The 14,527-nt window shown below is 73.8% G+C and carries 16 protein-coding genes; 6 read left to right on the forward strand and 10 right to left on the reverse strand.

Annotated features, from left to right (window positions below; translation table 11 throughout):
* Nucleotides 1–107 precede the first annotated feature (107 nt).
* Complete coding sequence (locus AB0A94_RS34470; RefSeq protein WP_361750363.1) at nt 108–1,187, reverse strand: NADH:flavin oxidoreductase/NADH oxidase; 1,080 nt, start codon at nt 1,185–1,187, stop codon at nt 108–110.
* A gap of 124 nt (nt 1,188–1,311) precedes the next feature.
* Here AB0A94_RS34470 and AB0A94_RS34475 point away from each other — a divergent pair, with 124 nt between their 5' ends.
* Nucleotides 1,312–1,671 carry a helix-turn-helix transcriptional regulator gene (locus AB0A94_RS34475; RefSeq protein ID WP_361750365.1) on the forward strand — a complete coding sequence of 120 codons (360 nt, stop codon included), beginning with the start codon at nt 1,312–1,314 and terminating at the stop codon, nt 1,669–1,671.
* 9 nt (nt 1,672–1,680) lie between these two features.
* On the opposite strand, the gene AB0A94_RS34480 is transcribed toward AB0A94_RS34475, so the two are convergent.
* Nucleotides 1,681–3,024: an FAD-dependent oxidoreductase gene (locus tag AB0A94_RS34480; RefSeq protein ID WP_361750367.1), complete on the reverse strand. Its 1,344-nt coding sequence runs from the start codon at nt 3,022–3,024 to the stop codon at nt 1,681–1,683.
* Nucleotides 3,025–3,224: 200 nt separating this feature from the next.
* Here AB0A94_RS34480 and AB0A94_RS34485 point away from each other — a divergent pair, with 200 nt between their 5' ends.
* Nucleotides 3,225–3,692, forward strand: coding sequence for a DUF6214 family protein (locus tag AB0A94_RS34485; protein WP_361750369.1), 468 nt, complete (start codon nt 3,225–3,227; stop codon nt 3,690–3,692).
* 34 nt (nt 3,693–3,726) lie between these two features.
* Here the strand turns inward: AB0A94_RS34485 and AB0A94_RS34490 are convergent, their stop codons facing one another.
* Nucleotides 3,727–4,389: a DUF305 domain-containing protein gene (locus AB0A94_RS34490; RefSeq protein WP_361750371.1), complete on the reverse strand. Its 663-nt coding sequence runs from the start codon at nt 4,387–4,389 to the stop codon at nt 3,727–3,729.
* Nucleotides 4,390–4,580: 191 nt separating this feature from the next.
* Here AB0A94_RS34490 and AB0A94_RS34495 point away from each other — a divergent pair, with 191 nt between their 5' ends.
* Complete coding sequence (locus tag AB0A94_RS34495; RefSeq protein ID WP_361750373.1) at nt 4,581–6,083, forward strand: hypothetical protein; 1,503 nt, start codon at nt 4,581–4,583, stop codon at nt 6,081–6,083.
* Here the strand turns inward: AB0A94_RS34495 and AB0A94_RS34500 are convergent.
* The 4 genes from AB0A94_RS34500 to AB0A94_RS34515 all read right to left on the reverse strand — a co-directional run bounded on the left by AB0A94_RS34500 (nt 6,071) and on the right by AB0A94_RS34515 (nt 9,461).
* Complete coding sequence (locus AB0A94_RS34500; protein ID WP_361750375.1) at nt 6,071–6,748, reverse strand: helix-turn-helix domain-containing protein; 678 nt, start codon at nt 6,746–6,748, stop codon at nt 6,071–6,073. The genes AB0A94_RS34495 and AB0A94_RS34500 overlap by 13 nt on opposite strands.
* A gap of 166 nt (nt 6,749–6,914) precedes the next feature.
* Complete coding sequence (locus AB0A94_RS34505; RefSeq protein WP_361750376.1) at nt 6,915–7,595, reverse strand: phosphatase PAP2 family protein; 681 nt, start codon at nt 7,593–7,595, stop codon at nt 6,915–6,917.
* Between the two features lie 274 nt (nt 7,596–7,869).
* The gene (locus tag AB0A94_RS34510; RefSeq protein WP_361750378.1) at nt 7,870–8,808 is read right to left on the reverse strand and encodes a M56 family metallopeptidase; all 939 of its coding nucleotides are present in this window, start codon (nt 8,806–8,808) and stop codon (nt 7,870–7,872) included.
* Nucleotides 8,809–8,912: 104 nt separating this feature from the next.
* The gene (locus AB0A94_RS34515) at nt 8,913–9,461 is read right to left on the reverse strand and encodes a DUF5134 domain-containing protein (RefSeq protein ID WP_361750380.1); all 549 of its coding nucleotides are present in this window, start codon (nt 9,459–9,461) and stop codon (nt 8,913–8,915) included.
* 157 nt (nt 9,462–9,618) lie between these two features.
* Here AB0A94_RS34515 and AB0A94_RS34520 point away from each other — a divergent pair, with 157 nt between their 5' ends.
* Nucleotides 9,619–11,304 (forward strand): FUSC family protein, encoded by a 1,686-nt coding sequence (locus tag AB0A94_RS34520; protein ID WP_361750382.1) that lies wholly within the window; start codon nt 9,619–9,621, stop codon nt 11,302–11,304.
* Nucleotides 11,301–11,882, forward strand: coding sequence for a MarR family transcriptional regulator (locus tag AB0A94_RS34525; RefSeq protein ID WP_361750384.1), 582 nt, complete (start codon nt 11,301–11,303; stop codon nt 11,880–11,882). Before AB0A94_RS34520 ends, AB0A94_RS34525 begins: the two co-directional genes overlap by 4 nt.
* A 22-nt stretch (nt 11,883–11,904) precedes the next feature.
* Here AB0A94_RS34525 and AB0A94_RS34530 read toward each other — a convergent pair whose 3' ends face one another.
* A complete protein-coding gene (locus AB0A94_RS34530) occupies nt 11,905–12,669 on the reverse strand; it encodes a VOC family protein (protein WP_361750386.1) in 765 nt (254 codons plus the stop codon).
* Between the two features lie 76 nt (nt 12,670–12,745).
* Nucleotides 12,746–13,144 carry a VOC family protein gene (locus AB0A94_RS34535; protein ID WP_361750388.1) on the reverse strand — a complete coding sequence of 133 codons (399 nt, stop codon included), beginning with the start codon at nt 13,142–13,144 and terminating at the stop codon, nt 12,746–12,748.
* Between the two features lie 82 nt (nt 13,145–13,226).
* Between AB0A94_RS34535 and AB0A94_RS34540 the strand changes: the two genes are divergently transcribed.
* Nucleotides 13,227–13,769 carry an N-acetyltransferase gene (locus tag AB0A94_RS34540; protein WP_361750390.1) on the forward strand — a complete coding sequence of 181 codons (543 nt, stop codon included), beginning with the start codon at nt 13,227–13,229 and terminating at the stop codon, nt 13,767–13,769.
* A gap of 4 nt (nt 13,770–13,773) precedes the next feature.
* Here AB0A94_RS34540 and AB0A94_RS34545 read toward each other — a convergent pair whose 3' ends face one another.
* Complete coding sequence (locus AB0A94_RS34545; protein WP_361750392.1) at nt 13,774–14,457, reverse strand: glycerophosphodiester phosphodiesterase family protein; 684 nt, start codon at nt 14,455–14,457, stop codon at nt 13,774–13,776.
* Between the last annotated feature and the right edge of the window lie 70 nt (nt 14,458–14,527).

Below are 14,527 nucleotides of genomic sequence, written 5' to 3' on the forward strand. Positions count from 1 at the left end.
AGTGACCGTGCTCAACCAGACCCCGTCGGCGTTCCACCAGTTCGCCGAGGCCGACCGGCTGGCCGCCGAGGGGCACCCCGGGCCGCCGGCGTGGTGGCGGTGCGGGCTCAGACCGAGCGGTGGTACTGGTCCGGCACATGGACCTCGCCGCCCAGCTCACGGGCCGCGTGCCGGGCCCACGAGGGGTTGCGGAGCAGCTCGCGGCCGAGGAGCACCGCGTCCGCCTCGCCGTTGGCCACGATCTTCTCCGCCTGCTCGGCGTCGGTGATCAGCCCCACGGCGGCGACCGGCATCGGCGTCTCGGCGCGCACCCGCGCGGCGAAGGGGACCTGGTAGCCGGGCCCGGTCGGGATGCGGACGCCGGAGGCGTTGCCGCCGGTGGAGACGTCGAGCAGGTCGATGCCGTGGGCGTGCAGCTCGGAGGCGAAGCGGACGGTGTCGTCCGGGGTCCAGCCGTGCTCCTCCAGCCAATCCGTGGCCGAAATCCGGAAGAACAGCGGCTTGTCGTCCGGCCACTCCTCGCGCACGGCGTCGACCACCTCGAGCGCGAACCGCGTCCGGTTCTCGTACGAGCCGCCGTAGGCGTCGGTGCGGTGGTTGGAGTGCGGGGACAGGAACTCGTTGATCAGGTAGCCGTGGGCGCCGTGGATCTCGGCGATCTCGAACCCGGCGGCGAGCGCCCGGCGGGCGGCGGCGCGGAACTGGCCGACCACGTCCCGGATCCGGTCGACGGTCAGCTCGTCCGGTGTCGGGTGGCGCTCGTCGAAGGCGAGCGGGCTCGGCGCCACCGGCTGCCAGCCGTACGCCTCCGGCCCGACCGGCGCGCCGCCCTTCCAGGGCCGCTCGGTCGACGCCTTGCGTCCGGCGTGCGCGAGCTGGACGGCGGGGACGGTGCCCTGCGACACGAGGAAGCGGGTGATCCGGCGGAACGCCTCCACCTGGGTGTCGTTCCAGATGCCGAGGTCGTAGGGCGAGATCCGGCCCTCCGGCGACACGGCGGTGGCCTCCACGACGATCAGTCCCGTGCCGCCGGCCGCGCGGGCCGCGTAGTGCGCGAAGTGCCAGTCGCCGGGCGCACCGGCCCCGGGGCCTTCGGGTGCGGCCGAGTACTGGCACATCGGAGGCATCCACACCCGGTTGGGGATGGTCACGTCGCGCAGGGTGTACGGCTGGAACAGCGTGCTCACGGTGGGCTCCATTCGGCGGGGGCCGGGACGGGCGAGGTTCGTACGATAGGCATCGTAGTACGGAGGATGTCAAACTACGAGGGTTCTCGTACCATAAGGATTCCCGGACCGAATGTGAGCCGCCGTGACGACTGCCTCCCCCGCCCTCAGCAGCCGCGATCTGCCGCACCCGGCGCGCGGGGAGATCCGGCTGGAGGGCGTGCTGCACGCGCTCTCCGACCCCATGCGGCTGCGGATCGTCCGCGAGCTCGCCGCCGAGGGCGTCGAGCTGACCTGCTCGCAGTTCGACCTGCCGGTCACCAAGTCCACCACCACGCACCACTTCCGGGTGCTGCGCGAGAGCGGCGTGATCCGGCAGGTCTACGAGGGCACCGCCAAGATGAACGGCCTGCGCCGGGCCGACCTGGACGACCTCTTCCCGGGCCTCCTCGACTGCCTCCTCACCGCGGCCGCCCGCCAGGAGGCCCGCCGCGGCACGGCCTGACCGGTCCGCTCACGGGCCGGCCGTGCGGGCCGCCGCGAGCAGGGACTCCCAGTCGGGGAGTTTGACGACGCTCCGGCCCAGGGAGGCGCCCAGTTCCGCCTCGGCGTGTTCGATCGCCTGCCAGCCCGTCCAGCCGACCGGTTCGACGCCCTCGGCCCGCAGCGCCGCCAGCGGGTCACCGGGCAGGTCGCGGTCGGTGAGGAAGGGCGCGTCCCGCAGCAGGGAGGCCACCGTCTCCTTCGCGCAGGGCCGGTTCGTGCCGATGACGCCCGTCGGGCCGCGCTTGATCCAGCCCGCCACGTACTCGCCCGGAGCGACCGCGCCCTCCCGCAGCACCCGCCCGGCGAGATGCGGAACCGTGCCGCCGGCCGCGTCGAACGGCAGCCCCTCCAGCGGCACCCCGCGGTACCCCACCGAGCGCAGCACCAGCTGCGCCTCGATGTCCTCGAACCGCCCCGTGCCCGTGACGCCGCCGTGTCCGTCCGGCGCCGTCCGCTCGAAACGCACCGCGCCCACCCTGCCCTCCCGGGCGATCAGTTCGGCCGGGCGGAGGAAGAAGCGCAGCCGGATCAGCCGCCGGGCGCCCGGCACCGGCGCCCCGGCCCAGCCGCGCAGCACCTCGACGTTGCGGCGCTGCGGGGCGGGGAGCGCGGACGGGTCCGTGTACGCCGGGTCCTGGGCCGCCTCGGCCGGGTCCACGGCGATTCCGGTGTCCGGCAGGGCCCCCAGTTCGCGCAGCTCCTTGGTGGTGAAGCGGGCCTGGGAGGGGCCGCGCCGGCCCACCATGTGGACGCGGTCCACCCGGCTCGCCGCGAGTGCGGTCAGGGCCGCGTGCGGCATGTCGGTCGGGCTCAGCTCCGTCGCCCCCCGGGCCAGCATGCGCGTCACGTCCACGGCGACGTTCCCCATCCCGATGACCACCGCCGACCGCACCCCGCGCAGGAAGCCGCCGTCGGCGGCGTCCGGGTGCGCGCTGTACCAGGACACGAACTCCGTCGCCGACCAGCTGCCCGGCAGCTCCTCGCCCGGAATGCCCAGCCGCCGGTCCGTGGCGGCGCCCACGCAGTACACCACCGCGTGGTACAGCTCCCGCAGCCGCGCGACCGGCACCCCGCCCGGCCCGACCGGCACCCCGCCGAGAAAGCGCACGCGCTCGTGTTCCAGGACCGCGCGGAAGGCGTTCTGCAGGGACTTGATCTTCTCGTGGTCCGGCGCCACCCCGTAGCGGACCAGACCGTACGGGCACGGCAGCCGGTCCAGGACGTCCACGCGCACCCGGGCGTCCTGCTGGACGAGGCTCTGGGCGGTGTAGCACCCGCTCGGCCCGGAACCGATGACGGCGACACGCAGCACGGCGGAACTCCTCACGTCGGGGGATCGACAGGAGATCGCTGCTGTCTCCAGCATGGCACCGTCCGCGCTCCGCTGACAGGGTGCCGTCCGCCGTCCGGGGTGCGTGTTCTACGGAGGGAAACTGATCACGCGGTTACGTTGCGTGTGTGTTTGAGGCATCTTTTCTTCATCTTTCCGATCGCTCTCCGGCGGAGGGTGCGGTGTCCGTGTGGCCCGCGTGGGAGGTGCGGGAGGGGGAGCGGGCGACGCGGTGGCTCCATGTGCGGCTGGCCTTCGGCGACGGGGCCCGCATCGAGGCGCTGGCGACGGTGTGCGAGGGATGGGTCTGCGTCGAGGACGTACGGGCCCGGCCCGCGCTGGCCCTGGAGGACCTCGCCCTGTTCGCCGACTGGATCGAGGCGCCGCTGGCCCGGGCCAGCGGCGCCGAGACCGGACCGGACCCCGGGGACGGGGCCGGTACGGGCGTGCACCGGGAACGGTCCCCCCGGCCGAGGGGGTCCCGGGAGCAGGGGCTCGTGGCGCGGGCGTACCGCGCGGCACAGGAGCGGGGAGCCGATCCGGTCCTCGCCGTGATGAACGAGACCGGGTACAGCCGGCGCGGGGCGCTCCGGCTCATCGGCCGGGCGCGCGACGCGGGACTGCTGCCCTCACGGCACGCCCGGCGCTGAGCGGCCCGCGGTCACCGGCCCGCCCGGCGCACCGTCACATCAGGTCGCGCATCCGGCCGATCTCGCTGGTCTGCTGGGCCACCACGTCGTCCGCCATCTCCTCCATCCGGATGTTGTTGCCCTGTCCCTTCAGCTCGGTGGACATGGTGATCGCCCCCTGGTGATGCGTGATCATCAGGGTGAGGAAGAGCTGGTCGAAGGCCTCGCCGTCGGCCGCGCGCAACTGCTTCAGCTGGGCCTGCGTGGCCATCCCGGGCATCGTCGCGTGGTCGTGCCCGTGCCCGTCGTCGTGCTCCGCCTCGTCGTGGCTCTTCAGCCAGGCCTTCATCGCCTTGATCTCCGGCTGCTGCGCGGCGGCGATGCGCTCGGCCAGCTTGACGATCTTCGACGACTCGGCGCGGTCCGGCACCAGTGCGGTCATCTCCAGGGCCTGCGCGTGGTGCTGGATCATCATCCGCGCGTAGGACACGTCCGCCGAGTTGGGGGAGTCGTCCTCGACGCGCTGCCGTCGGGCCTCCTCGGCCGACAGGGTCCGGTTGGCCTCCCCGGGCTCACCCGGCGCGATGACCGAAGGCCCGCTCCCGGCGGCCGGCTTGGTCCCCTCGGTGCCGGAGTCGCAGCCCACGAGCCCGAGTACGGCCAGGGCGGTCAGCCCGGCCGCGACGACGGACACGCGTGACGCACGGCGGTAGTGCACAAGGACCTCCTGTGGCTGGCAGGTTGCAAGACACCTCGTGAGTGTTGACGACCGTCCTAGCATGCTTTCGCGCGACAGTGATCGAAAAACTTCGTGACAATGGCGTTGCCCTCTGTTGGTATGTGCATGTCCACGACGATACTGCCGGTGCGAAAACCGTTCCGAGGTGAACGGAACCAGGGAGGAAAACAGTGATCCTGTTGAGCGTTTCCCGAACCCGGCGCAGACGCCTGGGAGTTGCCGCGGCGGCCGGGGGGCTGCTGGCCGCGCTGCTCACCGCCGCGCCGGCCGTGGCGATCCCCGACCCCGGGGACTCGCCGACCGCCGGGAAGGAGGTCTCGCGCAGCGACAAGGCCGAGGCGCGCGCGGCCATCCAGAGCGGCGAGATACCCGCCCAGGACGAGATCGTCCACTCCGACAACATCCGGCACGTGGCCAACATCCCCAAGGACGCGCTGTCCGGCACCAATTCGGACCTGGCCTTCCAGGGCCGGTACGCCTTCGCCGGCAACTACGACGGCTTCCGCATCTTCGACATCAGCGACCCGAAGGCGCCGAAGACGGTGGCCCAGGTGCTGTGCCCCGGCTCGCAGAACGACATCTCCGTCTCCGGCGACCTGCTGTTCCTGTCCACCGACTCCTCGCGCAGCGACAGCAGTTGCAACAGCACCACGCAGCCGGCGACCGAGAAGTCCTCGTGGGAGGGCATGAAGGTCTTCGACATCAGCGACAAGCGCAACCCGCGCTACGTCGCCGCCGTCGAGACCGCCTGCGGCTCGCACACCCACACGCTGGTGCCCGAGCGCAAGAACGTCTACGTCTACGTCTCGTCGTACTCGCCGAACGCGGCCTACCCCGACTGCCAGCCGCCGCACGACGGCATCTCGGTGATCAAGGTGCCGCGCAAGGCCCCGCACAAGGCGGCGCTGGTCGGCTTCCCGGTGCTGTTCCCGGGTGAGGGACCGGACGGCGGCGGCAACCCCGGCGGGCCCACCAACCCGGGCGTCTCCAAGACCACCGGCTGCCACGACATCACCGTGCTGCCGTCGAAGGACCTGGCCGCCGGTGCCTGCATGGGCGACGGCATCCTGTTCTCCATCAAGGACCCCGAGCGGCCCAAGGTGATCGACCGGGTGCAGGACAACGTCAACTTCGCGTTCTGGCACTCGGCGACCTTCAACCAGAAGGCGAACAAGGTCGTCTTCACCGACGAGCTGGGCGGCGGTGGCGGCGCCACCTGCAACGCGGAGATCGGCCCGAACCGCGGCGCTGACGGCATCTACGACATCGTCGGCAAGGGCGACCGGCAGAAGCTGGTCTTCCGCAGCTACTTCAAGATCCCCCGCCACCAGGCGGACACCGAGAACTGCGTGGCCCACAACGGCTCGCTGATCCCGGTCAAGGGCAAGGACCTGATGGTCCAGGCCTGGTACCAGGGCGGCGTCTCCGTCTGGGACTTCACCGACTCCTCGAAGCCGAAGGAGATCGCCTACTTCGAGCGCGGCCCGCTGTCCACGGACCAGCTCGTCACCGGCGGCTCCTGGTCGGCGTACTACTACAACGGCTACATCTACTCGAACGACATGGCCAAGGGCTTCGACGTCCTGAAGATCGACGACCGGCGCACGGACCCGGCCCGCTGGGTCCAGCTGCGTGAGCTCAACGTGCAGACCCAGCCGGACTACTTCGACTGAGCGTCCGGCTCCGTCGCGAAGAACCGGGCCATGTCCGTCCGGTCCTTGCCACACGTCCCGCCGGGCACCTCGGTGTCCGGCGGGACGCCCATCTCCCAGTCGAGCCGGTAGCGCTTGAACAGCTCCGCGCGCAGCACCGGGACCGGCATGGGCGCGCCCGGCACCAGGGCCGCGTACACGGCGCCCATCAGCAGGGCGCGCAGCATCGGATAGTCCGCGTCGACGTCGGGGGAGCCGTGCCGGGCGACGGTGTCGCTCAGCAGCTCCGCCAGCCGCCGTTGCTCGGGGCAGGGCAGGAAACCCTCGGCCTGCAGCAGTCCGGCCATGTGCTGGCGCATCAGGAGCGGCCGGTCCCGCGCCAGGCCCAGGATCGCGTCGATGGCCCGCGCCATCCGCTCCCGGCCGTCCTCGGTGTGCGGCTCCCGCTCCAGGGCCTCCTCCAGGGTGCGGTGCATCAGCCGGTGCACGGCGGACTGCACGAGCTGGCGCTTTCCCGGGAAGTAGTACGACACCAGGCCCCGTGCGGAGCCCGCCCGGTCGGCGATGTCGCCCAGCGTCGTCGCCTCGTACCCGTGCTCGTCGACCAACTCCACGGCGGCGTGCAGAAGCCGCTCCTTCGAACGCCTCCGCAACTCTTCATTGACCAGGGCGCTGCGCGGGGACATGCTGGACTCCTGCGTTGACTGGCTGCCAGCCAACTATACTCAGCGCATCCGGTGAGGCCCCTTGGCGGGCCTCGTCGGGGTGCCGTTCACTTCGGGCGACGCGGGGGATCGTCCGAAGTGAACGGCACCGTTCGCGGTGGAAGCAGCCCCGGTCCAGGGGCCCGGCTCACCGGCGCTCCGGACACCGCCGCCGGTGGACCGTCACGGCCGCCGCCACCACCAGGGCGCCGGTCAGCCAGCCGCCCAGGACGTCCGTGGGCCAGTGGACGCCGAGCCAGACCCGGGTGAGACCGACGCCGGTCACCGAGAGGACCGCCACGGCCAGCGCCGTGCGCCACAAGACGCGGCCCACACCGTGACGGTGCAGCAGCCACAGCAGCAGACCGCAGACGACCGTCGCGGTCATGGCGTGCCCCGACGGGAACGCCGCGTAGTGCGCGGAGTCCACCGGGTCGGGCCAGACCGGGCGGGCGCGGTCCAGCGCGGCCTTCAGCCCCTGCTGCACCGCCGTCGCGACGGCGACCGTGAGCACCAGCCAGAGCGCCGACCAGGGGGCCGCGTACCGCCAGGCGAGCAGCGCCGCCGCCACACCGCACAGCACCCGCATCGTCCAGGGGTCCCAGACCCAGTCCGTCAGGATGCGGGACGTCTGCGTCAGCCCCCGCTCCTCGACCGCCCAGCGGTGCGTGGTCCGGGCGATGTCGGCGTCCAGCTCGAGCAGCGGGCGCCACTCGACGCCGACGAGCGTCAGCAGCAGTACCGAGCACAGCGCGAGCACTCCGGTGGACAGGGTGACCGGACGGTGCTCCGGTGGCCTGGGCGGGGATTCGATGTGGGGGGTATGCATGGGGCGATCCTCTCCGAGTGCCGGTGTCCGGAGCCAGTACCCGCTTCCGCAGGCCTTCTTCGGGCTCGCGTCGGCCGGGGGCGCGCGGCCCGGCGTTGGTGCGGAGCGGGGGTGGGGTTGCGCGGCCCGGCGTCGGTGGGGTGCCTCCCCCGCTCTCGGCTGCGCTCGAGCGGGGGGTACCCCCGTCGCCCGCCCGTGCCGCCCCAGCGGCGCGGGCGCCCGCGAGAGCGGGGCGCTGGTGCCCGTGGGACGTGGCGCGGCGTTCGGGCCCGGGCTAGCCGAGCGCCCGCAGCCCCGGTGCGAACGCCACCAGTACCGGGATCACCGGAACCAGCGACGCCACCGCCGTGAGCCGCAGCCGGCGTCCCGCGGTGAGCCGGTCCGGGGGAGTGAGCAGCCGGCGCACCCGGGCCGGGACATGGGCCTGCGGGGTCGGACAGGGGCCGCCGAACACCCCGCGGTGTTCGTTGAGTTCCACCAGAGCGAGGGCCGTGGTCAGCCGGCCGACGCGGCGGGACGCCGTGTCGTCGGCGGCGAGTTCGACCAGCCGGTGCATCTCGTCGCGGAACGCCGCGAACACCGGCACCTGCGGGAAACCGCCCGCCAGCGCGGAGGAGCAGTGCAGCAGCCAGTCGTGCCGGGCCTGCGCGTGCCCCCGCTCGTGGGCGAGCACGGCGTCCAGCTGCCTGCCCTTCAGCCGGCGCAACGCGGCCGTGGTGACGACGAGCCGGGGCGGGGTGCCGGGCAGCCACCAGGCGTCGGGCCGCTCGCCCTCCAGGACCACGAGCCGGTCGGAGCCCGGCTGCTCCCCGGGCAGCAGCGGGGCCCGCACCCGCAGTTCGGCGCGGCGCGTCCGGCGCCGGGCGCGGGCTCGTACGACCTCCCGGACCAGCATCGCCGCGCTCCACAGCCCGCCGCACGCCAGTGCCACCGCGGTGGTCTGCGCCCAGAGTCCGGCCGTACCGAGCGCGTACGCCTCCACGACCGCGCGGGGTGCGGTGGCGAACACATGGCCGCCCACCGCTCGCCAGGCGGCCGCCGCGCTGAACGTCATCGACAGCGCGCAGCACAGCAGCACCGCCGCGATCACGCACTGCCACGCCCACAGAGCCACCACCGGTTCACGGTCCGGCCAGTCGGCCCGGGCGAGCAGCCGGGGACCCATGACAGCGGTCAGGACGCCGAGCAGCAGCAGGGCCGCGGGGAGGATCATGCGTCCAGCCTATGAGCGCGGGCCGCCCGGGGACACGGACGGACGGACCGAAGTGACGCAGGCAACGGTCCCGCACGGTCGCCGCGGCACCGTGTGTCCCACCCTCACATCATCAGCAGCATCGCCACCATCGCGATCCCCATGGACAGCCGGCAGGCCCGCGCCAGCTCCGGCCGGTCACCCCATCCCGCGCCCCGGCCGCCCCCCGTCACGGCGGCCACGGGCACCAGTCGTACGCCGGTGGCGAGCACGTACGCGACGAAGTAGAGCAGCAGGGCCCCGGTCAGCAGGGGTGTGCCCGAGCCGCCGTGCCCGTGTCCCCGCCCGGTGGCGGCGGCCATGGTCGCCGCCATGTACACCATCGCCCCGGCCCCGATCAGATGGTGCAGATGGCGCGCGCCGGTGCGGGCCGCCCACAGCGCGTGCAGCCCGGCCGCGCCGAACACCACCGCGAGGGCCGCCCAGGCCCAGGCCGGCGGGGTGAACACCGCCGCGGGCACGGCCATCACGGCCATGCCGAAGCCCATGAGCGCCTCACCGCCCGCGGCGCGGCGCTGCTCCACCACATGGCTGCGCATGCGCAGCAGACAGTAGGCGCCGGTCGCCGCGCAGAGCGCGACCAGCAGCCAGCCGGACGACACCGGTCCGTGCACCCGAACCTCCCCCTCGGCCCGCTCGACGGTCGGTCAAGGCATGCCCGGTCCCGGCGGCGGACACCCGAGCGCACGGGGGTGCGGGGGAGCGCCCGGGGGAGTGCGGCGACCCGGCGCACATATTTCACGAGTAAAACACCTGTTAACCTTGTTCTTCATGAGCAGTACTCCCCCCACCCCCACCGCTCCGCGGGCGGCCCGGCGCCTTCCGCTCGCCGCCGCGCTGCGTCTCGGGCAGCCCTCCGACATCTGGTTCAAGCCGGCCCTCAGCGTGGTCGCCGCGGTCGCACCGCCCAGCCTGCTCCTGGTGGCCCTCGGCCGGCTCGACCTCGCGATGTACACCATGGCGGGGTCCCTGTGCGCCCTCTACGCCCACAACCGCCCGTACGCCGCCCGGGCCAGGGTGCTGGCGTGGGTGGTGCTCGGCATGCTCGGCGGCCTCGCCGTCTCCCTGGTCGCCGCCTCCCTCACCGGGAATGCCGTGGTCCTGGTCACCGTCGGCGCCGTCCTGGCCGCCGTGCAGAAGGCGCTGTGCGACGCCACCCGCGTCGGCCCGCCCGGCCCGGTGATCCTCACCTTCGTCAGCTCCGCCGCGCTGTTCGTGCCGGGGACCCTCGGACAGGTCCCCGGCCATCTCGCGCTCGCCGCCGCGGCCGGTGCCTGGGCCTATCTGGTGGGCATGGCGCCCGCGCCGCTGCGGCCGCACGGCCCCGAGCGCCGCGCCACCGCCCAGGCGCTGAACGCCGCCGCCGCGTACGCCGGGACCGGCGGCACCGGCGACGGTCACACGGGGGCCCGCGCCGCCGCCTACGCCGCCGTACAGGCCGCCTGGCAGTCCCTGCTCTCCACCGGCGACCGGCCCTCCGCCACCCGCCGCGCCCTCGAACGGCTCGTCGTCCGCGCGGAGGTCGCGCTCGCCGCGCCCGCCGACGCCGACCCCGAACGCCTGCGCGCCTGGGCCGGCGCACTGCGCGGCACCGGTGCCGTCCCGCGCGCCGACGACCCCCGCGCGGACGACGGCGAACTCCTCGGCGCGGCCGTCGAGCGCGCCACCCCGCCACGCCCCCCGTGGGCCGGGCTCGGCCCCCTCGCCCCGATCGCCGTCCGCACCGCCCTCGGCTGCGCCCTCGCCGGCTACGCCTCCCTCGCCCTCGGCATCGGCCGCCCGTACTGGGCCCTGGTCACCGCGGCCTCGCTCTACCAGGCCAACATCACCCTCACCTGGAACCGGGCCGTCCAGCGCGTCGTCGGCAACCTCGCCGGCGTGCTGCTCTTCGCCGCCCTCGTCCCCGTCGCCCACCTCGGCCCGCTCGCCCTCGTGCTCTGCTGCCTGCTGTGCAACTTCGGCGCCGAGGCGCTCATCGGCCGCAACTACTGGCTCGGCACCGTCTGCGTGACCCCGCTGGCGCTGCTCGTCACCGAGTTCGCCGGTCATCAGCGGCCCGGCGACCTGATCACCGAACGCGCGGTGGACACCCTCGTCGGCGCCCTGGTCGGCTTCGCCGCCGCCGTGGCCGTCACCAACCGGCGGGCGGGCGACCGCGTGGAGCGGGCGCTCACCGCGGCCGACCGCGCACGCGAACACGCCGCGCGCCTCCTGGCCGGGCCCCGGCCCGCCCCCGCCGCCCTGGACGCCGCCCGCCGCGGCCTCGCCGCCGCCCTGGTCGACCTGCGGGCCGCCGCCGACGCCGCGTCCGGCGAGTGGTGGCAGCGCGCACCGGACCAGGAGCGGGTCGTGCTCGCCGAGCGGTCGGGACACCGTACGCTCGCGGCGACGGTACGACGCCAGGGCCTGCTCCCGGACCCCGGCACGGGCACGAACACGGAGGACGTACGGCCATGACGGCGACCGAAGGACCAGCGGCGGCCGGCGGCGAGGGACCGGAGACGGCCGACGGGGACGCGCCCGGCCGCTCGCGGGGCGACACCGTCGCCGCCGTCGTCCGGCAGTGGCGGGCCGTCCATCCCGGCCTCGACACCGGCCCCATGGAGGTCATCGGCCGCATCAACCGCTGCGCCGCCCTCCTCCAGCAGGCGGAGGACGCCCCGCTGCGCCGCGCCGGGCTGACCCGCCCGGAGTTCGACCTGCTGGGCGCGCTGCGCCGCACCGGCCACGAGCTGACGCCCAGCGAGCTGGCCCGCGAGACCTTCTCCTCGGGCGCCGCCGTCACCAAACGCCTCAAGCAGCTCACCGAACGCGGACTGGTGGAACGCCGCGGCGACACCCGCGACCGCAGGGTCGCCCACGTCCGCCTCACCGACTCCGGACGCGACCTGGTCGACGGCGTCCTGCCCGCGCAGCTCGCCTACGAGACCGCCGTGCTGTCCGGTCTGGACGGCCCGGAACTCGGCGAGCTCGCCGCCCTGCTCGGTGAGTTGCTCGGCCAGCTGGAAGGACGCCTGGGCGCGCTGCGGACGTGACGGCCGCGGGCCCGTCCCCCGCTCACCACCCGTCCGCCGCCCGGTACACGCCGAACATCGCCCCCTGCGGGTCGCGGAGCACCGCGATGCGCGGACCCTCCGGATGCGAGACGGGCTCCATCAGCACCGTGCCCTCCACCGTCGTGGTCGTCACCGCGGCGTCGTCCACGTCGTCCACGGCGAAGTACGGCAGCCAGTGCGCCGGCACCTCGTGCGGGAACTTCTCGTCCATCGTCACCATGCCGCCGAAGTCCGCTCCGCCGACGCTCCACTGCGGATACCGCCGGGAGGCGTCCACGCTCCAGCCGAACACGCCGGTGTAGAACGCCACGGCCTGCCGCGGCGCCCGCGTCATCAGTTCCACCCAGCCCAGGGACCCGGGCACGCCGAACACCCCGGCGCCCGGGAAGGCGTCCGCCTGCCACAGCTGGAAGACGGCGCCGGTGGGGTCGACGGCCACCGCGGAACGGCCCGCGTCGAACACGTCCGTCGGGCCGAGCAGCGCCTGTCCGCCCGCCGCCCCCACCGCGCGGAGGGCGGCCTCGACGTCGGTCACCGCGAACGACACGTTCCAGGCCACCGGCTGCGACTCCTGGTACAGCGGCGCCAGCGCGGCGACCGCCGCGTCACCGAGGTACGCGACCGTGCAGCCGCCCGGCTCCTGACGCGGGTCCGTCCCGGGGCGCCAGCCGAACAACCGCGTGTAGAACCGCCGGGCGGACTCCGGATCGGTGGTCCCCAGCTCGGCCCAGCAGGGCCCGCCGGTCACCGGCGCGGACTGTTCCATGGCGCTTCCTTCCGTCCCCCCGCCACGCTAAGCCCGCCTTCCGGGCCCGGCCATCCGGCGCGGGCGTGCGCCGCCCTCAGATGCCCGGCCGGTGGCGCAGCGGGTGCTCGGCCGGGATCTCGACCAGCACGATCGGTGTGCCGTCCGGGTCCGCGATCCACATCTCGAGCAGGCCCCACGGCTCCCGCACCGGGGGACGGACGATGTCGACGCCCTCGGCCGCCAGTTCCTCGTGCGCCACCGCGATGTCCTCGACCTGGAGCCACAGCCGTACGTCCGGGGAGGCCGTCGAGGAGGGGTCCGCGCGGCCCGAGAGCTCCAGGAACCCCCCGCCGAGGAAGTAGACGGTGCCGCGTTCCGGGCCGGTGCCGAACTCGCGGTGGACGGCGAGGCCCAGCCGCTCCCCGTAGAAGGCGCGGGAACGGTCGGGGTCGGTGGGGCGGAGCAGGACGCGGCTGCTCAGTACGTGCACCATGCGGCCGAGCGTAGTGGCCGGGTTAGTCTCGTTCCCGCCCGAGCCACGCCGGAAGGCACCCAGACGAACCGGAGACGCGCCCATGGAATCCGCCACCGACACCGCACTGACCTTCCGCGACGCGACCGACGCCGATGTGGACGTCCTCGTCGCGCTGATCGAGTCGGCGTACCGGGGCGAGTCCAGCCGGGCCGGGTGGACCACCGAGGCGGACATCCTCGAAGGACAGCGGACCGACCCGGAGGGCGTGCTGGAGGTGATCAAGGCGCCGGACAGCCGGCTGCTCGCGGTGGAGCGCGGCGGCCGCGTGGTCGCCTGCTGCCAGCTGGAACACCGCGGCGCGCACGCCTACTTCGGGATGTTCGCGGTCAGCCCCGCCCTCCAGGGCGCCGGACTCGGCAGGACGATCATCGCGGAGGCGGAACGCCGGGCCCGCGAGACCTGGGGCGTGGACGAGATGCACATGACGGTGATCTCCGCGCGGGAGGACCTGATCGCCTGGTACGAGCGGCGCGGCTACCGCCGTACGGGACGGATGACGCCCTTCCCGTACGGCGACGAGCGCTTCGGCGTTCCGCAGCGGGACGACCTGGAGTTCGAGCTGCTGGTGAAGGAACTGGTCTGACGGCTCACGCGGTGAAACGCCCGGTGCGCTTGATCTCCGGGTAGTCGGTGGTGGCTCCGTCGAGCCCCAGGGCCCGTACCAGTCTGAGGTGGTCCTGGGTGTTCACCACCCAGCCGATGATCCGCAGCCCGGCCTTCCGCGCCCGCTCCACGGTCTCCAGGGTGAGCCGGCGGATGTTGAGGCAGACGGTCGAGGCGCCGGCCCCGACCGCCCGGTCCACGATGTCCGTGCCGTAGCGGCTCGCGATGAGCGCCGTACGCACCCCGGGCACCAGGCGGGCGGTCTCCGCGATCGCCTCGTCGTGGAACGAGGACACCTCGACCCGGCCGGCCAGGTCCCGTCCGTTCAGCACCCCGGCCAGCGCCCGTGCCGCGTGGACGTCCTTGATCTCGGCCTGCAGCGGCGTCCGGACGGCGTCGAGCACCTCCTCGAAGACGGGGATCCGCTCGCCCCGCCCGGCGTCCAGGGCGCGCAGCTCGGCGAGGGTCTTGTCGGCGATCGCGCCCGTGCCGTCCGTGGTGCGGTCCACCTCCGTGTCGTGCATGACGACGAGCGCGCCGTCCTTGCTCAGATGCAGGTCGAGTTCGATGACATCGAGGCCCGCCTCCTGGGCGGCGACGAAGGACCGGAGGGTGTTCTCGGGTTCGACGCCCATGACTCCGCGGTGACCGATGGTGAGGAAGTTCAAGATGCGACTCGCTTCCGTCGACGGCGGCGGGGGGCCGCGTCCCTACGGCCCTCCTGGACCGTATCGCCTG

Source organism: Streptomyces sp. NPDC044984 (genome assembly GCF_040646935.1).
Classification (GTDB): Bacteria; Actinomycetota; Actinomycetes; order Streptomycetales; family Streptomycetaceae; genus Streptomyces.